We start from the raw sequence: 24562 nt of genomic DNA, 5'->3' as shown, positions 1-24562 counted from the left end.
CACATTAAGAAGGCGCGATCGCCTGATTTAAAATGCGATCACGCCTTGTTGATGCAATTCGAGCCATCCTTATTCAAGCCGCTTGGGCAAGGGGAGAATGGTCATAGTGCTTCAGCAGATCAGCCGGATCATCGTAAATGGCGATCGCTCCCGATAGTTGCTCGTCACTAAAGCCACCGCAGCGTAGGGCAATCACACTCACTCCCGCTTGGCCTGCCGATTCAATATCGTAGGGTGTATCTCCTAACATCACCACTTTGTCAGGTTCCATTTGTGCTTTGCTCAAGGCGGCTTCTACGATGTCGGGGGCCGGCTTAGAAGCCTCCGCATCACTCGATGTGGTTGCTTCTTGAAGCAAATCATCGACTTGGGCAACCTTGAGTAAAATACCAAGCTCTTGAGTCGTCGCTGAACTGGCAATGACCAGATGCAGGCCAGATTCCCGCATCTTTAACACTAAATCCCTAGTGCCATTGGCGGAGGTAAGCTGCGGGCCAAATTTGTTGATGATCAGTTCTTTGCGCCGGTTAGCGATCGCCTTTCCAGGTCCCTCCTGATCGTTCAGTTCCGGCACCATCCTGGGAAGAACTTGGTCTCCCCCCATACCGATAAGAGGTCGCACTCGCTCAAAGGGGACTTCATAGCCATGCTCGGCAAATGCCTCAACCCAGGCTTGAGCATGAGCATCATTGCTCAAAACCAGGGTGCCATCAACGTCTAAAATCACTCCCTCTAATGCCATGAAAGACCTATGGTTACGTTTAATTTTCCGAGTGTGACATAGAAAACTAATTAACTCATCTTCCAATAAGAGGAGAAGGGTAACTCTGAAATTTAATCTATTCCTACTCTAAAGTAGGATGCTAGTTCTAATACGTTGCTTAAGTATAGGAGGAACTACAAAGCTGTCTAAGAAAAGCCATGAACGCCTTGGGTTTCAGAATTGTAACGGCGATTTTTCTAGTAAGTCTTCTTTCTGTTGCAGCCATTTACTATGGCGTTATCAATCCTTGATACATAAGAGAGTCTCAAAAGTTCAGGCTCAATAAACCTGTCAACAATCCGAGATTTTTTGATAACTCAAGTGAATGAAAAGCATCTCTGCTCAGCCTTTGAGCTGATTGTCACCCTTGAACTTTGCGAGTGTTACCCAAAACAGAGATGATGGGATTATTACCTCCTTGAAATTCCTGAATTCCTTGAGCAACTACTATTCTAAACAGCCCAATGCCTTCTCTCTCACTGCTCTCAACGACTTGCGAGGAGGAATTCTGGCTTGTTCTTACCTGGCTATCAATAACCTCAACCGCGACTTTATTGGCACTAAAGGGTTTTCCGTGGTGTTCCAACGTTCAGAACTTGGGGAAGTGGAACGGCGGTTTCCCTTCTTCAAGCCTTATCTAGAACGAGCGCTACAGCCTACCTGTAATGCGTTCTACCTCAACCCCTTGCTACTCAAAGAAGGCTCTCGCGTCGATCCACATATTGATCGCTCCCTGCGCTCTTATTGCAAAACGGTTGAACCTCCTGTAGTTGTCAGTGTGCTTTATGTACAGGTACCACTTAATTTGCAAGGAGGAGAGCTAGTGTTGCGTCGGCATAAACAGCAAGTCGGGCAAATTAAGCCACAAGTTAACACATTGTTGTATTTTCAGGGCGACCTGACCCATTCGGTTAATGCTGTTAAAACAACTGGGACTCGTCTAAGTTTGGTTTGCGAACAATACACTTTGAGTGACACTGTATTGCAAGAGATTCCCGCCTTTACAGTGGAGTCTAGGGCAATGAAGGTAAAACGGAAGTAAGTTGGGGGTTCCATGAAACCAAACTTTCGTCAAACCCCTTTAGGTAGTAATCTCCCTTTTGTTGTAGAGTTCGCTGATAACAGTGATTCTGTCCCAGGATGGACGGAACAGAGATACAGACTTGTATATCGTTGTATTACGTTGACAAATACAATTCTTAACGCTGTTTTCATTGTCAGCGATACATCACAACAAACTCAAAAAAGATTTTAAGGCATCATAATATGACCGTAGCTTTGAGTCCCGATCGTCTGATTAAAGGGATAACCAAAGAATTGTCATCGGCTGCTCAATCCCCCAATTATATCGAAGCAGAACAACAATTCATTCAACTACTAACCCATGAAAATTTAGACCAACAGGTAGATACTCGCCCTGAATTAGTCCGTGATTTTGAAGCTACGGTTGCCACAGCTCTCATCCGAGCTTACACAGAACATGTAGAAGTTGAGGAAGTAGAGGCAGCGCACTTATTTTTGCAGCGCATTCTATACCACATTAATCGACTCAACTTGTTCTGGTACGACGACTTGCGACACTACAAAAACGAGCGATCGTATTATTTGCAATGGCTGCGCGATCGCATTGAGTCTGTTTGGCAAGCGTGGGAACTGGCACAAATTGATATCGCACAATTACGGCAACTAGACGCCAAACAGGCACTCATTGAGCGGTGTGAGGCTGACTTGAATCCCACGTTAACAGAAAACAAGCAATATCTGCGGCAACACATGTCGCTGGCAGGATATCGGCATCTGTTGGCGCTCGCATCTTTGGATGGATTAGTAGAAGCAAGTCGTCTATCACGGATTTTGGGCGGTGCTAGCAACGAAGTACAAGCCACTCTAATTCGTGTGTTGCTGGAGGAATACGGAAATGGTCGCTTCACCCGTAAACACTCTACTTTCTTTGCCAAAATGATGGCGGAGTTAGGGCTTAATACTCAGCCAGAAGGATACTTCGATATCGTTCCTTGGGAACTTTTAGCCTGTATCAATCACAACTTCTTACTAACAGAATGTAAGCGCCATTTTCTCCGCTACAACGGTGGACTCACCTACTTTGAAATTGCTGGCCCTTCCATCTATAAAGATTACATGAGTGCCGCAGAAAGATTACAGCTTTCAGACACCGCGATGGGTTACTGGGAACTACATATACGGGAAGATGAACGTCATGGTCAGTGGATGTTGGAGGACGTAGCCTTACCTTTAGTAGACCAATACCCTGACGATGCCTGGGAACTGGTACTCGGTTATGACCAAGAAAAATGGATGGGCGATCGTGCCGGTGCAGCGATCATTCGAGCTGTAAAACAGGCAGAGCAATCTTCTGAATTTAGCATCAGTTGAAATAGTCCCTAGGGTGGTACCCAATACCCCCTCCTTGTGAATATAAACAATAAAATTTGTACCATGCAAGAAGCCTTATTAACCTCGAACACAGCCGTTCAATCCTATTCACCCAACAAAGTTTTCTTCTGTCCTGAAGAGTCTCAATTTTATTCCCAATGTCTTGAGAAAATGGTGCTCAAGCACTGCACTCGTTTTGATTCTGTTGTCGAGTTTGGTGCCGGAGATGGTAGTCCAGTCATTAGCGGTTTGCTGAACAGTCAATTTGATGGGTTTATTCAGGGTTATGAATTGAACTCTGCGGCTTGTGAACTCGGTCGGTCTAGAATTGAGCAATATCAACTCGAAGATCAATACACGATTCACAACAAATGTTTCTTCAAAAACTTTGCCTCGAGTGCCAGTTACCTAATTGCTAATCCTCCTTACCTGCCGGCTCCCGATGACAATCTCTATATGCCTTCTCTACATGGTGGTGAGGATGGCGCAACCATTACCAAACGGCTTTTATCCCTCGGTTGTGAGAATGTGATGTTGATGATTTCGGCTTACTCCAATCCAGTCGAGACCATCGATTATGCCATTGATCAGGGTTATCACGTCGTAGATTTTATGATTTCTCCGCTGAAGTTTGGGTACTATAGCTGCGAACCCAAAGTAAAAACAGCTATTACGGAACTGCGGAAAAATCGCAAAGCTTTCTATTCCCAAAATATTTACTTTTTGGCAGGCGTCTTATTTCAAAAAAAAGATGATTCCAACATAGATTTATCAGCGGAGCTACTCAAGGTAATGACGGCGTTGTAACTCTTTGAATCAGGTTGTAACCGCGATTAGCACTCCTGAAGGAGGACTCTAGAGTCAACCAGAGCAATCCCTCTGACAGAGGAGCTCGGTGAATGGAATCACTAATATTTTTGGTGAGTTGAATAGGAAAAGTTTAGTTAGGGTGCAGGAGCTGACGACAAGCTGCTTTGCGTCTACACACCTTGCTCACTCGTAGCCCAGTTATGTAGTTTGGAGACTCTCGGTTATGCGTTGGGAATTTGGTCGTAGAAGCACGAATGTAGAGGACAGGCGCGGTACCCCAATGTCAGGTCCGATGATCGGGGGTGGCATTGGGGCGATTATTCTGTAGGTGATTGTTGCGCTTCTGGGTGGCGACCCCAGCGTGATTTGGGAGCAACAACAACAAGAAGCGCCGAGCGATCGCCCCCGCACGGAGGCTCCTCAAACCCAAGGTTCTGGGGCCAATGATCGCATGGCTGATTTCGTTTCCGTTGTCCTAGCAGATACAGAGGATACCTGGCAAACGCTGTTTCGGCAAAGGGGATCAACTTATGTAGAACCCAAGTTAGTTCTTTTTTCGGGAGCCGTGAACTCTGCCTGTGGCTATGCTCGCTCAGCCGTTGGCCCGTTCTATTGCCCCGCCGATCAAAAGCTCTACATTGACTTGAGCTTTTATCAGGATCTGAAGACTCGCCACCAGGCACCAGGAGACTTTGCCCAAGCCTATGTGATTGCTCACGAGGTTGGGCACCATGTCCAGAATCTCATGGGCATTTCCGATCAGGTGCAGGCATTGCAGCGTCGAAGCGATAAAGTAACAGCGAATCAACTTTCAGTTCGGCTAGAGTTACAGGCAGATTGTTTTGCTGGCATCTGGGCGCACAATGCCCAGCGATCGCGGCAAATCCTGGAAGAAGGCGACATTGAAGAAGCGCTGAATGCAGCCAGCAGTATTGGGGACGATCGCTTGCAACGTCAGGCCAAAGGCTATGTTGTCCCGGAGGCGTTTACACATGGTAGTTCAGCCCAGCGAGTTCGCTGGTTCAAGCAAGGTATTCAGACCGGCGATCCGAAGCAATGTAATACCTTTGCCGTAGCAAATCCTTAAAATTGTTTCCATAGAGTCTGCAAATTTAGGTGCTGGAGTAATTGCTTCCGTAGCATCACTGAGAAGAAATTTTGTTGTTTCCTTGATTCAGTAATCGTACTGAAGAATTAAATAGCCGCCTAGCTTAGGCTATTTAATTAACAACTTTATTTCTTCTGTTTCCATGCAAAAGCAAAAAAATAAATTTAGTCACCTCACGGCAATAGAAAGAGTTAAACTTTCCTTTCCCGCACAGTTTTTATTGGATAAGAATCTTCTTCAAGGTCAAATATTAGATTTTGGCTGTGGTTTCGGCAATGATACTAAATTATTACAACAAAAAGGCTTTGATATCACGGGTTATGACCCTTATCATTTGCCGCAATATCCTACTCATAAGTTTGATACAATAATTTGCTTTTATGTTTTAAACGTTTTGTTTCTTGAAGAACAAGCTAAGGTTTTAATGGAAGTTTCGTATTTATTGAAACCGGGAGGAAAAGTTTATTATGCCGTGAGAAGAGATATAAAAAAAGAAGGTTTTCGAGAACATTACATTCACAAACGGCCTACCTATCAGTGCATTGTTAAACTTCCCTTTAAATCAATCCACCTAGACGAGTCTTGCGAAATTTACGAGTATATTCATTACAATCACCAAAGAAATTCATCTAACCATTGCATATTTTGCAACCCTCATAAAAATCTAACCTTACTAACAGAATCAGCAACCGCTTATGCTATATTTGATGGTTATCCTCGAAGTAAAGGTCATGTACTGATTGTACCTAAACGTCATGTAGCTAATTATTTTGAACTGCCATTTAAAGAACAATCGGCCTGCTGGTTTATGGCTAACCAAGTGCAAGAAATTTTAAGCCAAGAATTTCACCCTGACGGGTTTAATGTGGGCATAAATATCAATAGAGATGCAGGTCAAAAGATGATGCACGCTAATATTCATATTATCCCGCGTTACCAAGGTGATACCGTCGGCGCTAAAGGTGGAATGAGATATGTGATTCCTAAAAAACAGGAGAAATTAGCAGTAAAGAATCAAGTTCTTTGAGTTCTTGCTCCAGACACGGCAAAATAATAAGGAGGTTAACAGATGGAGTGGCTATGGCTAAGGGCAAAAAGCATAATCTCCAATGGCTTAAGGAAACTCTAGAACTCAAAGAAGACCATAACTGGGAATCAAAACCAGGAACTCGGATCTTTGTCGCAGGGCGAGGAGCGTTGCGCTTCGATGTGCCCGAAGATTGGCATTTTGAACCGGATACGAAATCGTTTCGGTTTCTCGACAAAAAGCCTCCGAATGATGATTGCCGCTTAGAAGCTTCTTTCAATTTATTACCCCCTGGCAACTGGGCAGATTTTCCGCTGGTTCCGCTCTTAAAAAAGACGGTTCGAGAGGAGAAGCGGAATGTCATTGAGCGAGGAGAAGTGATTCAATTCAAACGCCAAACAGCCCGTATCGTTTGGACTCAAATCAAATTTATTGACCCCCAAGAAAACCGCGAAGCCTATTCCCGCATTGCTATTGGGTTGGGTTCTGGAGTTCAGTGTTTGATTACGTTTGACTATTGGGCAGATGATGCCGAGCGCCTGATTCCCGTATGGGACACGGTGATGGAATCGTTAGTTCTAGGGCTTTATATCCGCGATCCTCGCACAGGATTTGCCTTCCCTGATTAGACGTTGCAGGATTAGCAGGGGTTCAGCCGATGGGAGCATAATTGCGATCGCAACCAGAAAGACAAGGATCGGAATAATCTGCCCATACGCACCAAGGATGTAAATTACACTCAATCCGACTAGCGACCATTTAGCTGTTTTGCAAAGTGCTCTCATTGGCTTGCCCATAGATAGTAGAAACTTGAGACAATAAATATATTCGGCATCAGAGCTTCAAACTATGGTTCAAGTCCCTACGAAACCATTAACCCTGGCAGAGTTTTTGCAACTACCAGAAACTGAACCTGCTAGCGAATACATCAATGGTCAAATCATTCAAAAACCAATGCCTCAAGGAAAACACAGCACAATTCAGGGAGAACTGATTACAACAATTAATGCGGTAGTCAAGCCGCAACGGATTGCTTGGGCATTTCCAGAACTCCGGTGTACCTTTGGTGGACGTTCCATCGTGCCAGATATTGCTGTTTTTACTTGGAATCGCATTCCCTTGGATGAAGAAGGTGATATTGCCAATGTTTTTGCCGCTCATCCAGACTGGACACTTGAGATTTTATCTCCAGACCAAAACCAGACGAAAGTAATCAGTAATATTCTGCATTGTCTCAATTCAGGTTGTCAGATGGGTTGGCTGATCGATCCAGCAGAGAAATCTGTGTTTGCCTATCCTGCTTCTCAACAACCCATATTTTTGCAAGAGTCAGAGCAGTTACTCCCAACTCCAGAATTTCTTGCAGATTTAAAGTTAAGCGTTGGTGAGTTATTTAGCTGGCTGAAACCCGGTAATGTTTGAATTACCAGTAATATCTGATTTTGGCTATAAAAAGCCTATTGAAAAATACGTTTTTTAACCATTCACTTGCGTTTTAAAAATAAGCGGCAGAGAGGCAAGTGTGTAAGTTCTATTCTTCAAAGTCTAATCAAAGCGAGGGGGTAGTTCAGATGGGGAGAGAGTATCCGGGTCGGAAGGTGACGGCGAACCGCCAGGAGAGAGCAAGGGCGACGCTGTAGGCGAAGGAGAGGGGGAACCTGCGGGTGAGGAGGAGGGGGAACCTGCGGGTGAGGGTGACGGTAAAGGTGAGGAGGAGGGGGAACCTGCGGGTGAGGGTGACGGTAAAGGTGTTTGAGAAGTAGAGGTTGGAGAGGGAAGGAGTAACGGGGAAGGGGGTGGTGGCGCAGGAGGAGTTGGGGAGAGTGTGGGTATTCCTGGAAGACGCATGGGTATTTGTTGAGTCGGTGCTGCGGGAGTCGCGACTGGTTCGGGTTGTGGGGGGATAACCGTTTCAAACGTCACAGAACGGCTGAATTCCTGACCCGTCCCATTGGTTACTTTAAGTGTTACGGTTTCACTGGCAGGTTGCTGACTTAAAGGATATGCGATCGCACCCACAGGCGGAACCGTTCCCGGCGCAGGCAGAATCTCCACTTTCATATCTTTACCCCCCTCTACTTGCCAGGTTAAAGCGAGGGGTCTGATCGGCCTTTCTGGATTAATTGGAACCAAATATTTACCCCCCGCATCCTTACCATTGACCTTGAAGGCGACAATCTTAATCGGGACTATAGTCGGCAAAATTTTAATCGTATCTGTCTTGACTGAGATTGGCTTTTCTTCCTCTCCTTTCTTGGGAACGGCTGTGAGTTCAAAGATATAATCACCGGGTTTGCGAATGCCTGTCGGTATATTTTTGCAGATTAATTCTTGGGGGAGTTGACAAAATTCTTGCAGTTCTTTAGGAATTCCTTGACTGAAGTTGAAAGGTCGCAATCCACTAATGGCTGAGCCATCAGGTAATCGAGCAATAAGTCTTAATTCTTTGAGTTGTTCTGGGTTGTTAATCTTCCAATTCAGGAGAATCATATCTCCCGGAACAGAATTTACTCCCGGCTTCTGGGCGGGCACGGAGACACCGCCCCTACTGCTAACACTGGCTTCTTGGTAAATGGGTTTTGTTGATACAAATTCGCTAATTTTTGGGGGTTCTACGGATTGAATTTTAACCGTATTGGTTTTCACCGAATCTGCGGCGGTGTCTTTTTTCCGTTTAGAAAATACTTTGAGTTCAAATACATAATTCCCGGCTTGACGTGCTTCCGTGCGGACATGTTTGCAAATTAGCATCGCCCGGATGATGCAAAATTCTTTGAGCTGGTTGGGAACACCTTTGCTGAAATCGTAAGTTACAGGTTGCACAGAAGCTGACCCATCCGGCGACTGACCCGTTAATGCGATCGCCTGAATTTGTCGGGGGTTACGAATTTGCCAATTGAGCTGAACAAAATCACCCTCTGCTTCTTGGTAGGCTGGGTTATCTGAAGAGAATTCCACAATCTTGGGGGGGGCAGGGGGTCGAAAAAACAGCCACCAAATCAGAAATGCGATCGCAGCCAGCGTGCCAACCCCAACCAACAACACCAGCAAAAACTGCCACCAAGGACGCGGTTCCCACAGCAAAGCGCCTTGGGGCAAATCGTTCGGCACAGGCAGCAACTTTGGGTCTTCGAGTTCGACGCCAAAGTGGATCAGTCTGCCACCCCCATAAATTGGACGACGCCACCACTGAGTCGGTTCTACCTCTAGGGCAACAATTCCCACCGATCCCGGCAGTATCCGAACCTCAACCGGTTCCAAGGTATAGGTACACAGGTTGTCTTCATCAAAACTAATCGTGCGGACGATAATGTCCCGTTCCGTATTCCCCGCATTCGTCAACCGGACTTCAAATAATCCAGCCGACCGTTTCACCTGACCCAAGAGTGTGCGAAGCTCAACTGTAATCAGGTAAACCGGGAGAACCTGGAGGTAGATAACATCCAGCAGCACCGCATCCAGATGGTTGGCAGATTGTAAGCGGAGGGTGGCAAAGTAATTCCCCGCTAGCGCATTGAGTGGCGGGTGCAACAGCAGGACAATTTCGCCCTTCGCACCGGGGTTGAGGTCTAACCCATCACTCGTCGTCACTAAACCCGGTAACTGTAAGCCTTCGGGATAGCGTACCGTAAACCAGCTTTCCTGCAAATCCGAACAACCCAGCCAAAAACGGTCTACCCGATCAGAGCGGTTATCCACTAAAACCGTAACCTGTAGCGGTTGTCCGGGTTGGATGACAAGGGGTGCAACTGAGCTAGTCGCGGGGATAACCGTAAACGTGGGGTCGCTAACCGTTACCGCATCCTCAATCGCCGACAAAACTTGGAGGCGCTGGGAGTAACGAATCGGAGTATCTTCGGGATAATGTTGCGGCGCATCTACGACAAGCTGGTAGTGATAGGTACCCGCTAAAGTTTGCGGCGGTACCTGAAACTGAAACACCACCTCACTCGTCGATTTGGGGCTTAACGCCAGCCGCTCAAAAGGCGAATCACACCACTGACGCAGCATCTGCGACACTTCATCAATATAGATATCGATTAAGGCACTCTGATTCCCCTTATTACTGACAGTGACACACAGCTCAAAAGTTGACCCGGCGATTACAGCATAATCTCCCGATGGATTAGGAATCACCGCCAGCGGTTTACCCGGTGCTAGCGCTTGCTGGATAGTTTGAGGTAACTGCTTGATGCCTTCTTTGGAAGCAAGACGAATGCGGTAGAGTGTCTCACCATCTACTTCTATTTCCTGGACAAAGCCCTGCTCCATCAAATCGTACAGTGCGATCGCAGCATCTCCCTCATCCTGCTCCGTATTCGCAGCAACATCGTGCAACGCGCAGTCTCCCTGACGCATCATCCATTGCACAACTCGCCGTTGAGAGTCAGGCAACATGAGGATATCGCCCATGCTTAGACCTTTATCTTCTTGGCGTTCTGTCCCTATAGAACCGACATCGCGTGTCTTCCTCGCCATCGTTGTGACTCCTGGCTTCTGTGGCAATTAGCGAACCGCTTCACTGGTACCCCTTTAGGGCAATCGCTCCGATTGAGAGAGAATTCTCTACCTTCCGTCACTTTCCCTGTTCAAAACACAAAAAACCAACCTCCCTCTCTCTCTTTCTGTTTCTTTCTCTCCTCTGCGTTCTCTGTGCCTCTGTGGTTAATTAAAACCAAACTTCCCACCCCATCTACTTGCAACCTGTATTACTCTTTTCCACACGACGCAACCTCACCCCATGGTCATCACTACCACTCACCACGAGAATATCTTCCCCCCGTAAAATCAGATTCACATCATTAATTTTGGTGGGAAACTGATCCAGTTTTCTGCCATTCAAGAACTTGAGATCGCGTGCACCATCCATCGTCAAAGGCCAAAGCATCTCCCGTCCATCATCTCCAGCACTGGCTAAATAACACCCATCTTTGCTCAGGTTCACAGAACGCACGGGTTTACCACCATGACCCGTTGACCATTCATCTAGAATTTCACATTTAGTATCCTTCGCTAAACATTGGCGCATATCCCATAAAGTAATATTTCCCTGATTATCAGCCGTTGCCATCAGATTCGGCTTATCACCAGCGACGGCAAGACTCTGGATATAACTATTTTGGTCGCCTTGCCGATAGGGGACGCGGCGGATTTTGTTGGACGTAATATTCCACACGACTAATCGGTTATACCGTCCGCCAATCGCTAAATTTGTTCCGCCTGTACCCACTACTGCCAAATCATACACAGCAAAGTCAGATTTGAGCTTAGCCAGAGGCTTTTTGCTATTACTCAGAGCGTTTGATGCTTCACCTTCCAAATCCCACGCGAGGATTAAACCACTACCATGACTGCTAAATAGGTAGCGCGAGTCTTTCGTAAACTCCAAATCTAAAACTCGGTCATCTCTGTCATTAAAGAAGAACTCTAACGGTTCTTTGCGATTCGCCAACACATCCCACAGTTGAATCTCCCCATTCTCCAACCCAGCGGCGACAATGTCGTTGTTCACCGGTTTAAAGCGAACGACACGCACCGCTTTACCCGTCCGTCCAAACACTCCCATGGGTTTTAGCTGATTACCTTGAACAGTCCAACGGCGGATGGTTTGATCGGCAGAACCACTAATCACGCGATCGGCTAATCCATTGAAGCGCACAGAGGATACAGCCGCCGTGTGTCCCTGAAAAGGTCGAAACAACAGAAATAACAGCAGCAGTAGCAGCAGTCCTCCCAGGACTTGCAGCGCAAAAGGGATAATCGGCAAAACCCGTAATTCCAGAAATTGGGTATCATTGCGTAAATCTAACCGCCGATCTGACAAAATAGCGGTGACTTCCAACAGCAGTTTTTCTCGGATACCCCACCGGGGACGTGGTTTACTGACTAACAAAAGAGCTGTGCTCGTCTCACCGGGACGAAGTTCCGTCTCTGGCGGAATCACCTCTAAATTGCATTTCTGCCAATCCTTACCCTGAATTTGAATGCTGGCAGCGGAGCATAAGTTACTGGCATTCTCAAATTGCAGTTCATAAGTTACAGGTTCCGTGTGACGCCTGAAGCGCTTCCTGCCTTTGGCTGGGATAGTTTGCTGCTGAGGCGTGCAACTGAAATCTACATAACCTGTCGGCAGAACCTCAAGGGTGCCTTGGTCGCGCACCACAGTTCCTTTGTGGTGCGTTGCCTCAATGGTAAAGGGGTAGATTTGACAGGGAGATAGGGCGATCGCATCTGGAGGTTGGCAGTAAAAGATTACCTCAGTTTGTTCGCCTGGGTCTAATTGCAACCGTTGTTCAGCACCCTTGAGTAACCAAGATGACTCCACTCCTAAAAAACTGAGCATGACATCCATCGTCTGTTGATTCGGGTTCAGCAACCGCACGGGGATTTCCACCTGTGCTCCTGGTGCCGCCTGAAATTTTCGCACCGGCAGGTCAATTTTTAACGGTTTCGCTCCCGTACCCTCTTGTACATACAGACGCAAAACTTGCCGTTCCTCATCCCGGAGTTCTAGGGAGAAAACCCGCACCGTGAGGTTCATCATGCCGGCAAAGCCGGGTACGGGTGAATCCGTAATGGTCACCAGGAATTTGGTACTATCTCCTGGGGGTTTTTTGGAACTGACTTCCGGGGAGAGGGTGTACCAGCGAAAACTCGGAGTAGAATCAGCGCCAGCCGCCACGACTTCTAATTGAAATGAAGCAAAGCGATCGCTATCATTATCAACTGTCACTTCAAAGGTCGCCGGAGGGCCACCGGGTCTGAATTTAAGTACCTGTGCAGAGACTTTAATACTGATGGGATTGTCTGCCATTTTAATCAACTAGAGCCTTTGGTTTTGCTTCTAATCGTTTTGGATTTTTCCTGTAAAGATTTAAGGTAAGCCATTTCACTGGTTTTCGCTTGTGTCCGAGCCTGAGTTTGGTCGCTTTTATTCCGAAGTTGTTGTAATTGTTGAGCAAAGCTTTGTTCGCGCACATAGATAGAATGAGCCATCTGCTGGAACAGCCGTGCTAATTGACCTAATTCGTCAGACTTTTTAGACACTTTTTCCAGACTCGCTAGATCGACTTCTTCATTTTCTTCCATCAGGAATTGCTCGCTGCTAATTTTTTGGGCTAATCTTGCCATCGGTCGAATCGGCTGAATCACAGCCTGCTTCAACAAGAAATTAATCAGCAAAATTACCAGGGCAAAAATTCCGATAAAAATGCCCATAACTAACGATAAATTATGGCGGGCGGCTGCAAAAATTTCTTCAGAAGGAACATAAATCGTTTGGCTACCTAAAACTTTATTCAGCTCCCAACCAAACCCATGTTCCGCGCCATACGTCGCGAGTTGGCTTTTAGGTGCAGCTTCGGGTGTACTATGACAGCGTAGGCAACTCTGTTTTTTAATAGTAATCGGTTGAGCATAATAAAATACTTCTTCTCCCGATCGATTTCTAAATCCCGATACTTCTTTTAGATTTGGATCTTCCCGAAATTGCTTGACAAGGTCTACCTCAAATTCATCTACATAATCCCGCAAATTGGTAGGATTCAGTACAGCATCTTTGTAAAAATAGTCTTTATACGCTGCATCTTGGCGGAGAATTTCAAAGACTTGCCTCACCGAGTAACTCGGAATGGATTGAGGAATAAATTTTGGATTTGTTTCTACCCTAGGTGCTACGAGGGGGTTAATTTCATTATTGGTATAAGTTCTCACGGAATTCATTAATCCCATGAGAATCTTTCCTTTATATGCCACATCTGCTTCAGCTCTTTGCAGGGTGGTTTGCGATAAAATTGCTCCACTAATGGCAATAGCGCTAATAAATACCAGGGAGAGAAGTAGTGTAAATTTTGGAGCGAGTTTAAGATTAGTCAACATAAAAACTTAGCCGTCTTATTTACTCCAATTTGTCATAGATATTCTTCAATCCTCTCTGCTTCTTGGGTGGAGTAGAGGATTCTCTGCGAACACTTGCATTTTCCATCTGTAGCGCCTGCATCATTTGCCTGCGACGCCAAGCAAAATGCAGGATATTAATTCCCATTTCTTGAGCGGTTCGGATGGTTTCTCGTGGCAGAGAAAGTTCTTCATCTAATCCCCAAGCCGATGATAAATTACCGATCGCAAAGATGATTCCACCCCCAATTAAGATTTGCGTCGGTTGTTCCTCAATGGTAGGAAGCGCTGAAAATAGAAAGGGTTGTGTGCGTAAGGGATGGTTTCGGTTTAAGCGTTCCAGAGATTCTAAAGACATCTCTAGCCTTTGGGCGAAGTCTTTCAATAATACAGAGATATGGTCAATTTTTTCATCTAATTCGGTTTTTACACTGGCTAGTTCAGTCTTTAACTCCTGGCGAAGAGTTGACAGTTCAGCATCTTCTGCGGTGTTTGAGTTGAGTTCTAAATTAGCGATCGCTTTTTGTAACTCTTGCTTAACAGCCGTGAGTTCTTTAATATGACTGCCCTCCGTCGGCGCTTCCACCAAGAGAGTTCCACCGACTTCTAAATACTGTCTTAATATCTCCCATTGACGCTCTTTCAGTAGTTGGAGTTGTCGATAATTTAAGAACAGTAAGTCATAATTTAAGAGTTTGGCTCTTTCTCCCTTGTCCTCTGGTTGCAACGTGACTTGCCCAATCGCTGAATCTCCTTCTAAACCTGGGTAAAGTGCAGCTACGGACTGAAGCAAATAAGAAAGATTCGATAAACTTTTTTCATCAGTAATAGATGTGGGATTAACTTGGGCAATACTCACAACCCCTTGGGAACGCGATCGCGCTTGAGTGCGGTAACGTAAATCTAGGGAGTTAGACGCAGGAAAAAAGACATCGGTTGGATTTTGTAAGGGCGGTGATTCCACACCAGCCACAGCACCGGGTTCTAGTAGAATTCGGCACAATTCCACCTCTAAGTCACCCGGTGGATTCGTTTTTTCATCAATCCGAAACGTTTCCTGAATGATTTCACGCTGTTCTTTCCGGCGTAATTTCTCAGGATTAACGTAACTGACTACCAAGTAGACACTTATAGAGTCTGGTGTCAGATTTTCTGAGGAAATCCGAAACTCAATCGGTTCAGGAACCACAATGGGATTCCCCACCAAATCAATAGCAATTCCCGGTTGAATTTGCAACCAACGCCCATCGCGATATTGGGCAATCACCTCCGTAGGTGGGGGAATTAACCGCACCCCCAAACCGCAGACAATTCCGGGTTGATTGAGGGATTGGTAATGAATATTTTGACGTTCATGGTGGTACTCATGCGCCCGACGCCAGCGATCGGCATTCATCAACAGACCATCACGAACCTGAACACGCTCTAAAGGCTTAATCGGGGGAGTAGGAAATAGCTGAGTCATATGTTATTTATTATTTACTTCTTGTTATTTAGGCTTCCAAAAAACCACGATCAACCTAGAAAAGTCATCCAGATTTAATCAAGACTCACCAATCACAAATTCACCCTAACATCTGCTAAAACCTCAGAAAAATTCCTCTATCCCTCTCCTCCTATCTTCCTTCCTCCGTGTGCTCTGTGCCTCTGTGGTTTGTTAAAAATTAACACCCCCTAACCACCCCTTTCGATATAAAGTTCATACGTACAAAAAGCCGGTTTCTCCTGGTCAATAATGTACCGAACCAACGATTCATCCACCTGAAAACCCGAATCAGGGCGCAGGGTAACAATAAAGTGAAACGGTCGTCCCCCGCCAATAATCGAATCCTCCCCCATGCGAGTCGTACTCAAAACAAAGCCATCTCCAAAAACTTCCTCAATTCCGATGTGCTTATCCGGTTCTTGAGGAATATCCTCATCCAACGGCAAATCCGTATAGAGATGCAAATAGAGACGCAAACCCCGCCGCGTTCCTCTCCAACGGTAGATTTCCATCGCCTGACGAATCAGACGACGCTGCTTCTGGATACTCCAGCGCGGGTCCATCGGCCATGCCACCCAATGCGCCAAAAAGGGTAGCATGGCTTGGGGTGCCGTCAGAGGGTCAAGGTAAGCCCACAGAACATCCAGACTCTGGACGGCAGGTTCAAATGCCTGCTCAAAAATTTTCAAGAAGCGACCGATAAAGTCAACTTCCCGGTAAAGCGCTGGCAGAAAATTCAGGTACAGACTGCGGGGACGCACATACAAGTTGAAGCCAGCCGACTCACAAACTCTTCTATTGGTGAGAGAGGCATCCTCCCCTGCTAAATCTTCAGGTGTGTAGTAGGCAACTAAGCGACTGCGATAATCCAGTATCAGAGACTCATCCTGGAGTTGGTTATCCTCAAAGAAATCAGGAGATGCCTGAAAGTACAGCACAGCCTCCATCCTTTGCCCAGGGAGGAGTTCGCGTCCCTCCATGCCAATTTGACACCACTGGGATGGAAAGTCCCCCTCCACTTGTAAATCTAATTGCAGCGTGCGCCTGCCCACGTTTTCTAGCTGCACCAGCATTTCACTCGGTTCTCCAGGGCGCAAGAACACATTACAGCCCGTCGTCAATGTATCCGTCGCCATCGTACCCGCAAGTTCTCCGCTTGGCGTGGGTGTCGCCTCGGAGAACTGCATGGGAGTCAGCCGTAGATACAAACTTTGACCAGAACGTGCTTGAGTCATGAATGTCGGATGTTATGGCAGAAGGTAGAGGGTAGAAGGTAGAAGGCAGAAGGCAGAAGGCAGAAGGCAGAAGGCAGAAGGCAGAAGGCAGAGGGTAGAAGATTTATTACTGCTAAGTGGTCGCAAGAGCCGTTAAAGAAAGTCCTAACCTTTATGCCGACAGCTATATAAACTCACGGGCTAACCTTCAACCTACTACCCTACTCATTGGATGAGGTTGATAACATGACCGGATCGTAAGCGATTATCTGCCCAAGAGCAGACTAACCCTTGAGGGCCGGGATTAATTACAGGATCTAAAGGCAAAGTCCGCACCCAAGTCTGATCGTGTTGGCGAATCTCAAACAGTTGAATCACACCGAGATAACGTACCCCAGGCGTTTTCTGGAACAGGGTGACAATATCCGAAGGATAAACCGGACGCCCGAAAGGCCAACCCGTTCCATCGGGGCCGCCTGTTAGGGGATTGAAAAAGCGGTACAGGGCAACCCGGAGCTTAAATAAAATGTCTTCTTGGGCGCGGTAGTTATTGTACTCCGGTTCTAGGGCTACTTCGGTTTGTACCGAGACTCCGACATAATCCGGTTGCTGACAGCGCACTTGTACGCCCAAGAGTCGCCGCTCGTCCAGGTAAGATAGCACCTGGGATTGTAGTCGAGGCGTTAGGGCAAAGAATTCGGGCGGGATGCCTTCGGCTCTGGCGATCGCTTCCGTATTCGCTTGCGGGACAACTAGCAGACGAATCAGTCCCGCCTCATCAACCGAGGTGGGGGAAAGACAACGGGCACGAGCCACTGAACCTTTACCGGCTCGTAGGGTTAAGGTCTCGAAATCCTCTAGGGTGACGGCGCGATCGCGGGTTCGCAACATGGCAGGCACTCGCATCACGGCTTCTTCTAAGGATTCGGCATCGGCTCCATTGCGGGCGGGGGTATGGTTGATCACCCTGGCGACGTAAGGCACGGCAGACTTCGGCACAGTCAGGCTTGTTCGCTGCACATTACCTTTTTGACCGCCCCCCGTGCGGTAGGCAACCATGCGGATTTTAGAGCCTCTGGGCGGAACCGCACCGAATTGACGCTCTAAGGCATTGAGGTCTTGAGCTGTAATCTCTTCTGCAATCGAGCGATTGCTCCCCATCGGTAGATACGAGCGAGAACGGAGGAAGGTTTGCTGCTGGATTTGGCTGGGTTCGCGAATTAAAGGGCCAAACTGAACGACTCCTGTGCGTGAATCTATGGTATAGTGCAAATCCTCTCCTTTAGAATTGGCAAAATCCGTCACTTCATGCCAGGTTTGGGGTAATCCCCCCGGTGGTTCAATCAGGATGTATTCATCCTCGCGGCGCGTTAAAACGGGAACGCCTTGCAACTGGAACGTCTGACCCGGTGTTCCATCACTTTCTCCCATAAGCTCATTGCGAACCAGACTACTTTGACTGGCTGCCACCGTGCCTCCGATCGCCCGCACGGATAAAGCGACGATTCGGGGAGAACTACTGTATCCAGGCTGACCTAAATTCGGTGGAGTGTAGATGCAGCGTAGCCAGAGACCCTGGTAAGTGGTAAAGCGAGTTACAGGCCAATGGGTCGGCAAATGCAGGACAAGGTCGGCACCTTGCAGGGGATTCCCCCCTTGTTCTCGGATTTCACTAAAACTAAAGCCGCGCGTGCCGTCGTCTGTTTCTTGGATTAGAACAGATTGCCAGTAAGCACCATTCCAAGCTTCCCAACGGCGGGGAGGTGCGTCGGGATTAATGCCGGTGGGTGTGGCAGCTTCTCCTTTAAAGGTGACAGCCAGAACGTTACCCGCCAGTTGGTGTTCGGGGTCGAATACGAGATAAAAGCTATTTCCGGGTTCAGGTTGTTCGTTGAACAGCGCCAGTTCCCGACCTTCCCATTGTCCATCCGATCGCTGCGTCCATAAATTGGTGAAGCGATCGCGCAAAACTTCCGGTTCCTCGTCCACCGTCTCTGCCGTGAGAAAGTGGCGTAAGCTGGGACTGCCAATCGTTAACGGCTCATCCGTGCTAAAAACAATCGCCTCCTCCGTTTCCGTTCGCACCGTTGCCACTTCCGTTCCTCCCGGAATCGTGTAAGGTTCTGGTAGCGAACTGGTTAGGTAAAAGGTAATATCGGTTTGAGCGGGGACGGGTGCTTGCAGGCGTACCCCGATTAACTCTAGAAACGTCACATAGTTCCGTAGGGGAACCCGATTGAACCGCAGCAACATTTGGTCGGTTAACCAAGCAAACAGTTCAATCAGCGTGACACCCGGGTCACTGGGATTGTAATTCGTCCACTCTGGACAATAGCGAGGAATGCGTAAGATGCACTCTTCGACTAAGTCCTTGTAGGTGCGATCGTCTAAATTAGATTTCGGTAATTTCGGTAAAAAATCAAATTCCACTACTCCTGCTCCCCTCCCGGTAATAGAAAGAAAGGATAGACCAGGCTACGATTATCGTGACTGTCTTTCGGATGATATTCAATAATCACATCGACTCGACCGCGCAAGGGATCGGGGTCGGCTCTCACCTCATCAAGTTCGATACGGGGTTCCCACATCTCCAATGCTTCCTGTACGTATAGACGGATCAGGAGTAACGTTTGAGTATTCATCGGCGCAAAGGTCAATTCAGATAAACGCGACCCGAATTCAGGCCGATACACCCGTTCTCCTAAATCCGTGCGTAGAATCAGCCAAATGGATTCTTCGATATTGCGTTCTGCGGAACTGAGTTGGATACTGCCTTGGAGGTTGACTCGTAGCGGAGACGCCCATCCCGTACCCAGGTAAGCTTTTTGTCCCTCTGGGCTGTTCTGTTGCATCCTTGATTACTCCCTGCCCGGTACGGATGCCAAGCTATCAGACTAAGCGGGTGTATACTATTCGCCAAAAGTCGAGGACAGCGTTCATTTTCATTTGAGCGGTGAGGCGATCTACGAAGCGCAGCAGCGCTTCGCTATCGCGAAATTCTTCCTCGTTGATATTGTGGGTGATTACCCTTCAAATAGCTATTTCAAAAGATAGATAAGCCTTTGTACTTGCAAAGGGATAATTAGTATAACGGACGTTACATTGTGTCGAGCTATAGGAGTCCGTCCTAAAAACCATGCCACTCAAACGAGCTTTTGCGATCGCACAACCGGAAGTCAGCAAGCTGATTCGTGAACTCCGGCAGTTAACAGGGTTGACCCAGGAACAGTTAGCAGCGGAACTCGGTGTGGCGTATGGAACCATCAACCGCTGGGAGAACGGGCATATGCAGCCCTCTCCACTAGCATTGAGGCGGATTCGAGCGCTCATTGACGAACTCAGCCATTCCTCCTCTCAAAGCGATCGGGATGGGAGCAGGGAGCTTCTGACTCACTACTTCTCGCTGGAACCAGGACTGTGACGAAGGAAGTGGTAGAAGAAACTCAGCGTCAGAGTGAAGAGCGATACCGCGCTATTTACGAGCAAGTCATCATCGGCATTACACAAGTTGACCTCACCGGACGCTTTATCAGTGCCAATCAGCGGTTTTGCCAAATCGTTGGGCGCTCTGAGGAGGAATTGTTGACACGGCGAATGCAGGAAATTACGCATCCCGATGACTTGGCACATAATATAGTCTTGTTCCAGCAAATGTTAACGGAAGGAACGAGCTTCGAGATCGAGAAGCGCTACATCCGTCCCGACGGTTCGCACGTATGGGTGCGGAATTATGCTTCGTTGATTAAAGATGCCGCCGGTAAGCCCCAGCGCGGCGTCGCTGTAACAGAAGATATTACCGCTCGCAAACGAGCTGAACAACGTCAAGCTGCCCAGTATGCCGTTACCCGCACGTTGGCTGAGGCAACCAATCTTGCTTCGGCGGTGCCAGCCATCCTGCAATCGTTGTGCTCAAGCTTGGGATGGCAACTGGGAGTCATTTGGAGTGTAGATCGTCAAACTCACACCCTGCACTATGTCAATTGTTGGTACGCGCCCGCTGTGAACGCGCAGGAATTCATTGAAGCGAATCAGCAGACTACCTTTGCTCATGGTGTCGCACTGCCAGGGCGCGTCTGGGAAACTCAGCAACCGCTTTGGCTCTCAGAACTCAGTGATGATAACCACTTCGAGAGAGCGACGGCAGCAGCTAAAGGAGGATTGCACGCTGGATTTGGGTTCCCCATTCAATTAGGTGACGAAATTTTAGGGGTGATTGAGTGCTTTAGCAATCGCATCCAGGAACCCGATGAAGACCTACTTCAGATGATGGCAGCGATCGGCAGTCAAATTGGGCAGTTCATGGAGCGCAAGCGTACTGAGGAGGCATTGCTAGAGAGCCAAGCACTGTTCCAGAGCTTTATGAACCATAGCCCTGCCACAGCCTTCATTAAAGATGAAGCGGGACGCTTCCTCTACGTCAATCGATTAATCGAGCAGGCTTTTAATCGTCCCTCAGCCGATTGGATTGGCAAGACAGATTTCGACCTGTTTCCCACCGAAGCCGCGCAGCAGTGGCGCGAGAATGACTTAACCGTGCTGGAGACTAGGCAGACTTTACAACTGTTGGAGACAGCTCCCCAGGAAGATGGAGAACACTATTACATGTCCTTCAAGTTTCCTCTGCAAGATGTGGCTGGACGATGCCTTGTAGCAGGGATGTCGATTGATGTGACTGAGCGCATCCGAGCAGAAAAAGCACTGCAAGAAAGCGAACAGCGCTTGAAGCTTGCCCAACTGGCTGCTAATGCTGGAACGTGGGACTGGGAGATTGCCACAAACAGCGTGAACTGGTCGGAGGAATACTATCGGCTGTATGGACTCGATCCGGCAACAATCCCCTCCTATGAAAACTGGCTGGCATCGGTGATTGAGGAAGACCGCGAACGGGTAGATCGAGAGGTACGCGAAGCACTAGAGCATCGCACGAATATCAACTTTGAATGCCGTACCCTTCACCCAACAGGGGAGCTGCGATGGTTAAACGTGATCGGTCAAACCATTTACAACACTGAGGGAAACCCAGAGCGGATGGTTGGCATCGTGCTAGACATCACCGATCGCAAGCAGGCGGAAGTAGAACGCGAACGGTTGCTGCGCGAACTGGATGCCGAACGTGCCCGCTTTGAAGCGGTACTCCGACAGATGCCAGCAGGGGTGATTATTGCTGAAGCTCCTTCAGGCAAGTTGATTTTAGGAAACGAGCAAGTTCAGCGCATCTGGCGTCACCCGTTTTTGCCATCAAGCGATGTGGAGCAATACCGCGAGTACAAAGGCTTTCACCCCGATGGGCGACCTTACATCCCTGAGGAATGGCCTCTGGCACGTTCCCTGCTTACAGGAGAGGTTGTTAATGGTGAGGAAATTCAGTTTTTGCGCGGTGATGGCACCTATGGCACGATGCAGGTTAGCTCTACCCCAATTCGTAATCCGGATGGAGATATCGTTGCAGGCGTCGTTGTCTTTGATGACATTACCGATCGCAAACAAGTCGAGGAAGCCCTACGGCAAAGTGAATTAAGCTTCCGGACTTTGGCAGACACTATGCCACAGTTATTTTGGACGACTCGACCTGACGGTTATCATGAATACTTCAACCAACGTTGGTACGAATACACGGGCATGACTTTGGAGCAAACCCAAGGTTGGGGCTGGAACCCTCTGTTACACCCGGACGATCGACAACGGGCGTTGGATATCTGGAAGGAATCGCTTCGCACAGGCAAAGAGTATAACATCGAGTACCGCTTCCGACGAGCTAGTGATGGACAGTACCGTTGGTTTTTGGGTCGGGCGTTCCCGCTGCGGGATGAGGAGGGACGAATCGTTAGATGGTTTGGCTCCTGTACGGATATTCACGACCAGAAATGCGCCCTTGAAGAGCGGGATCGAGCATTAGAGCAAGAACAAGCTGCCCGTCAGGACGCTGAAAGGGCTAACCGGATTAAGGATGAATTTTTAGCAGTACTCTCTCACGAGTTGCGATCGCCCCTCAATCCCATTCTGGGCTGGGCGAAGTTGCTGCAAACCCGTCAGTTTGATGAAGGAACGACCAAACGCGCCATTGAAACCATTGAGCGCAACGCCAAGTTGCAGAGTGAACTAATTGAAGACCTGCTTGATGTCTCGCGCATTCTGCAAGGCAAAATGGTTTTGAATGTTTGCCCTGTCAACTTAGTGAGTGTCATTGAAGCTGCCTTGGAAACCGTGCGACTGGCAGCCCAGGCAAAGGGCATCGAGATTCAAAAGGTACTTGCTCTAGATGTCGGACAGGTTTCTGGGGATTCTGCTCGCCTTCAGCAGGTTGTTTGGAACTTGCTCTCGAATGCCGTCAAGTTCACGCCGTCAGGGGGACGGGTAGAAGTACGCCTTGAAAGAGATGGCGACTATGCCCAAATTCAGGTCAAAGACACTGGCAAGGGCATCGCCAGAGAGTTCCTGCCACATGTGTTTGACTACTTCCGTCAGGAAGATGGTGCCACCACCCGAAAATTCGGCGGGTTGGGATTGGGATTGGCGATCGTCCGCCATCTCACAGAACTACATGGAGGTACTGTCGGCGCAGAAAGCCTAGGAGAGGGACTGGGAGCAACGTTCACGGCCAAATTGCCGTTGATGGCGATCGCTCCACAGACAACTCAAGAGGATAGATCGTCGGTTGAAACGTTTAATCTAAACCAATTGCAGATTTTGGTGGTCGATGATGAAGCCGATATGCGGGAATTGGCACTCACAATTCTTGAAGACTATGGAGCCAAGGTGAGAGTCGCTGCATCGGCAATGGAGGCATTCACTATGCTCGACCAGTTCAAGATCGATGTTCTGATTTGCGACATTGGTATGCCGCAGGTCGATGGTTATATGTTTATGCGTCAAGTGAGACAGCGATCGCCACAAGCCGGTGGAGAGATAAGAGCGATCGCTCTGACTGCCTATGCTAGCGAAGTGAATCAACAGCAAGCACTTGCAGCAGGATTTCAAAAACATGTCGCTAAACCAGTTGAACCCAATAAGTTAGTCGAGGTCATTGCTACTGTAGTTAAGGACTATGACAGCACATTGGCTGCCAAGGGATGGCAATGATACCCGTGTCCCGTATCGGTGAAATAGCGATCATCATCGGGCGAGCGCATTAAGTTGAAGGTAGAACGCGATCGCGAAATCAAACTTCAACAAGTAACTTCTGCATCACCAGCAGCAGCTTTCGGGAATACACTTCAAGTGAATTGTTAGAACACAACTGGTGAAAGCAATTTTCTCAATTTACGCCAATCGATTCTCGCAAACGCTTAGTGCTCTGCAAGCAGCTTGTAAATCTCACGCTTTCCTTGAACCAACAGATCGCGTACTCGATTGGCTTGCTCCAAATTGCCACTTCGAGCAATTTGTGTGACAGCATCATTTAACTGGGTTAAAGTATGCCGCAACTCAATCAATTCAGAAGGCTTGCTTTCCGTAAAACTGTCGTCGGTGTTTCTTGAATGAGATTGCTGGTTGCGATCGCTCAAGAATTGTCTGCCACTCTCTGTAATTGTATAAACCCGCTTGCCAACAACATCCTAATACTTGATAAGCCACAAGTAGCTGTTGCAGGAACATTCCTACGATTGTCACACTACGCACCCTGGCTTGGTCTTATCAATGAATCGACTGTAGAACCTACTGGAGACTCATCGATGAAAGTATTGATTGCTGGTGCAACAGGTGTATTGGGGCGGCGATTAGTTCAGCCGTTACGCGATCGCACTAGGACTGCAATCGCCTTAGTACGAAGTGCAAAAGGAGAACAGATCGTTCAATCCCCTGGCGCGGACACCCGCCTTGCTGAAATAGGTTTGCACCTAAAGCAGTAGCACATCACCGTAAT

General features: G+C 47.9%; 19 protein-coding genes. 10 read left to right on the top strand and 9 right to left on the bottom strand.

Annotation, left to right across the window (positions count from 1 at the left end; genetic code table 11):
- Nucleotides 1–73 precede the first annotated feature (73 nt).
- Complete coding sequence (locus NDI48_23025; protein MEP0834042.1) at nucleotides 74–742, bottom strand: HAD family hydrolase; 669 nt, start codon at nucleotides 740–742, stop codon at nucleotides 74–76.
- A gap of 388 nt (nucleotides 743–1130) precedes the next feature.
- Here NDI48_23025 and NDI48_23020 point away from each other — a divergent pair, with 388 nt between their 5' ends.
- From NDI48_23020 to NDI48_22990, 7 genes are all read left to right on the top strand, one after another.
- Complete coding sequence (locus NDI48_23020; GenBank protein ID MEP0834041.1) at nucleotides 1131–1805, top strand: 2OG-Fe(II) oxygenase; 675 nt, start codon at nucleotides 1131–1133, stop codon at nucleotides 1803–1805.
- A 224-nt stretch (nucleotides 1806–2029) separates the two neighbouring features.
- Complete coding sequence (locus NDI48_23015; protein ID MEP0834040.1) at nucleotides 2030–3157, top strand: iron-containing redox enzyme family protein; 1128 nt, start codon at nucleotides 2030–2032, stop codon at nucleotides 3155–3157.
- A 63-nt stretch (nucleotides 3158–3220) separates the two neighbouring features.
- A complete protein-coding gene (locus NDI48_23010; protein ID MEP0834039.1) occupies nucleotides 3221–3964 on the top strand; it encodes an SAM-dependent methyltransferase in 744 nt (247 codons plus the stop codon).
- 331 nt (nucleotides 3965–4295) lie between these two features.
- Nucleotides 4296–5054 carry a zinc metallopeptidase gene (locus tag NDI48_23005; protein MEP0834038.1) on the top strand — a complete coding sequence of 253 codons (759 nt, stop codon included), beginning with the start codon at nucleotides 4296–4298 and terminating at the stop codon, nucleotides 5052–5054.
- A 163-nt stretch (nucleotides 5055–5217) separates the two neighbouring features.
- Nucleotides 5218–6102 (top strand): bifunctional class I SAM-dependent methyltransferase/HIT family protein, encoded by an 885-nt coding sequence (locus NDI48_23000; protein MEP0834037.1) that lies wholly within the window; start codon nucleotides 5218–5220, stop codon nucleotides 6100–6102.
- Nucleotides 6103–6155: 53 nt separating this feature from the next.
- Nucleotides 6156–6731: a hypothetical protein gene (locus tag NDI48_22995; protein ID MEP0834036.1), complete on the top strand. Its 576-nt coding sequence runs from the start codon at nucleotides 6156–6158 to the stop codon at nucleotides 6729–6731.
- A 220-nt stretch (nucleotides 6732–6951) separates the two neighbouring features.
- A complete protein-coding gene (locus NDI48_22990) occupies nucleotides 6952–7524 on the top strand; it encodes a Uma2 family endonuclease (protein MEP0834035.1) in 573 nt (190 codons plus the stop codon).
- 123 nt (nucleotides 7525–7647) lie between these two features.
- Here the strand turns inward: NDI48_22990 and NDI48_22985 are convergent, their stop codons facing one another.
- The 7 genes from NDI48_22985 to NDI48_22955 all read right to left on the bottom strand — a co-directional run bounded on the left by NDI48_22985 (nucleotide 7648) and on the right by NDI48_22955 (nucleotide 19550).
- Nucleotides 7648–10581, bottom strand: coding sequence for a hypothetical protein (locus NDI48_22985; GenBank protein ID MEP0834034.1), 2934 nt, complete (start codon nucleotides 10579–10581; stop codon nucleotides 7648–7650).
- A gap of 214 nt (nucleotides 10582–10795) precedes the next feature.
- Complete coding sequence (locus tag NDI48_22980; GenBank protein ID MEP0834033.1) at nucleotides 10796–12916, bottom strand: WD40 repeat domain-containing protein; 2121 nt, start codon at nucleotides 12914–12916, stop codon at nucleotides 10796–10798.
- 5 nt (nucleotides 12917–12921) lie between these two features.
- On the bottom strand, nucleotides 12922–13980 hold the full coding sequence (locus NDI48_22975) for a DUF3365 domain-containing protein (protein ID MEP0834032.1): 1059 nt from the start codon (nucleotides 13978–13980) through the stop codon (nucleotides 12922–12924).
- Between the two features lie 19 nt (nucleotides 13981–13999).
- Nucleotides 14000–15463 carry a DUF4159 domain-containing protein gene (locus tag NDI48_22970; protein MEP0834031.1) on the bottom strand — a complete coding sequence of 488 codons (1464 nt, stop codon included), beginning with the start codon at nucleotides 15461–15463 and terminating at the stop codon, nucleotides 14000–14002.
- Between the two features lie 209 nt (nucleotides 15464–15672).
- On the bottom strand, nucleotides 15673–16719 hold the full coding sequence (locus NDI48_22965) for a phage tail protein (protein MEP0834030.1): 1047 nt from the start codon (nucleotides 16717–16719) through the stop codon (nucleotides 15673–15675).
- Nucleotides 16720–16923: 204 nt separating this feature from the next.
- Nucleotides 16924–19128, bottom strand: coding sequence for a putative baseplate assembly protein (locus tag NDI48_22960; GenBank protein ID MEP0834029.1), 2205 nt, complete (start codon nucleotides 19126–19128; stop codon nucleotides 16924–16926).
- Nucleotides 19128–19550 carry a GPW/gp25 family protein gene (locus tag NDI48_22955; GenBank protein ID MEP0834028.1) on the bottom strand — a complete coding sequence of 141 codons (423 nt, stop codon included), beginning with the start codon at nucleotides 19548–19550 and terminating at the stop codon, nucleotides 19128–19130. The genes NDI48_22960 and NDI48_22955 overlap by 1 nt, the downstream gene beginning before the upstream one ends.
- Before the next feature lie 284 nt (nucleotides 19551–19834).
- Here NDI48_22955 and NDI48_22950 point away from each other — a divergent pair, with 284 nt between their 5' ends.
- Nucleotides 19835–20119 carry a helix-turn-helix domain-containing protein gene (locus NDI48_22950; GenBank protein ID MEP0834027.1) on the top strand — a complete coding sequence of 95 codons (285 nt, stop codon included), beginning with the start codon at nucleotides 19835–19837 and terminating at the stop codon, nucleotides 20117–20119.
- Entirely contained in the window at nucleotides 20116–23778 is a 3663-nt protein-coding gene (locus NDI48_22945) for a PAS domain S-box protein (protein MEP0834026.1), read from the top strand. Before NDI48_22950 ends, NDI48_22945 begins: the two co-directional genes overlap by 4 nt.
- Nucleotides 23779–23984: 206 nt before the next feature.
- On the opposite strand, the gene NDI48_22940 is transcribed toward NDI48_22945, so the two are convergent.
- Entirely contained in the window at nucleotides 23985–24203 is a 219-nt protein-coding gene (locus NDI48_22940) for a hypothetical protein (GenBank protein MEP0834025.1), read from the bottom strand.
- Between the two features lie 168 nt (nucleotides 24204–24371).
- On the opposite strand from NDI48_22940, the gene NDI48_22935 reads away from it, so the two are divergent.
- Nucleotides 24372–24548, top strand: coding sequence for a hypothetical protein (locus NDI48_22935; protein ID MEP0834024.1), 177 nt, complete (start codon nucleotides 24372–24374; stop codon nucleotides 24546–24548).
- Nucleotides 24549–24562: the final 14 nt, after the last annotated feature.

It is taken from the genome of Microcoleus sp. AS-A8, assembly GCA_039962225.1.
Classification (GTDB): domain Bacteria; phylum Cyanobacteriota; class Cyanobacteriia; order Cyanobacteriales; family Coleofasciculaceae; genus Allocoleopsis.
The sequence above is the reverse complement of the archived record's forward strand: the minus strand, read 5'-3'. Positions and strand labels throughout refer to the sequence as shown.

Excerpts from the sequence above, each read along its gene's own strand:
- NDI48_23025 (MEP0834042.1), bottom strand. The coding sequence starts at position 742 with ATGGCATTAGAGGGAGTGATTTTAGACGTTGATGGCACCCTGGTTTTG.
- NDI48_23015 (MEP0834040.1), top strand. The coding sequence starts at position 2,030 with ATGACCGTAGCTTTGAGTCCCGATCGTCTGATTAAAGGGATAACCAAA.
- NDI48_23010 (MEP0834039.1), top strand. The coding sequence starts at position 3,221 with ATGCAAGAAGCCTTATTAACCTCGAACACAGCCGTTCAATCCTATTCA.
- NDI48_23000 (MEP0834037.1), top strand. The coding sequence starts at position 5,218 with ATGCAAAAGCAAAAAAATAAATTTAGTCACCTCACGGCAATAGAAAGA.
- NDI48_22995 (MEP0834036.1), top strand. The coding sequence starts at position 6,156 with ATGGCTAAGGGCAAAAAGCATAATCTCCAATGGCTTAAGGAAACTCTA.
- NDI48_22990 (MEP0834035.1), top strand. The coding sequence starts at position 6,952 with ATGGTTCAAGTCCCTACGAAACCATTAACCCTGGCAGAGTTTTTGCAA.
- NDI48_22985 (MEP0834034.1), bottom strand. The coding sequence starts at position 10,581 with ATGGCGAGGAAGACACGCGATGTCGGTTCTATAGGGACAGAACGCCAA.
- NDI48_22980 (MEP0834033.1), bottom strand. The coding sequence starts at position 12,916 with ATGGCAGACAATCCCATCAGTATTAAAGTCTCTGCACAGGTACTTAAA.
- NDI48_22975 (MEP0834032.1), bottom strand. The coding sequence starts at position 13,980 with ATGTTGACTAATCTTAAACTCGCTCCAAAATTTACACTACTTCTCTCC.
- NDI48_22970 (MEP0834031.1), bottom strand. The coding sequence starts at position 15,463 with ATGACTCAGCTATTTCCTACTCCCCCGATTAAGCCTTTAGAGCGTGTT.
- NDI48_22965 (MEP0834030.1), bottom strand. The coding sequence starts at position 16,719 with ATGACTCAAGCACGTTCTGGTCAAAGTTTGTATCTACGGCTGACTCCC.
- NDI48_22955 (MEP0834028.1), bottom strand. The coding sequence starts at position 19,550 with ATGCAACAGAACAGCCCAGAGGGACAAAAAGCTTACCTGGGTACGGGA.
- NDI48_22950 (MEP0834027.1), top strand. The coding sequence starts at position 19,835 with ATGCCACTCAAACGAGCTTTTGCGATCGCACAACCGGAAGTCAGCAAG.
- NDI48_22935 (MEP0834024.1), top strand. The coding sequence starts at position 24,372 with ATGAAAGTATTGATTGCTGGTGCAACAGGTGTATTGGGGCGGCGATTA.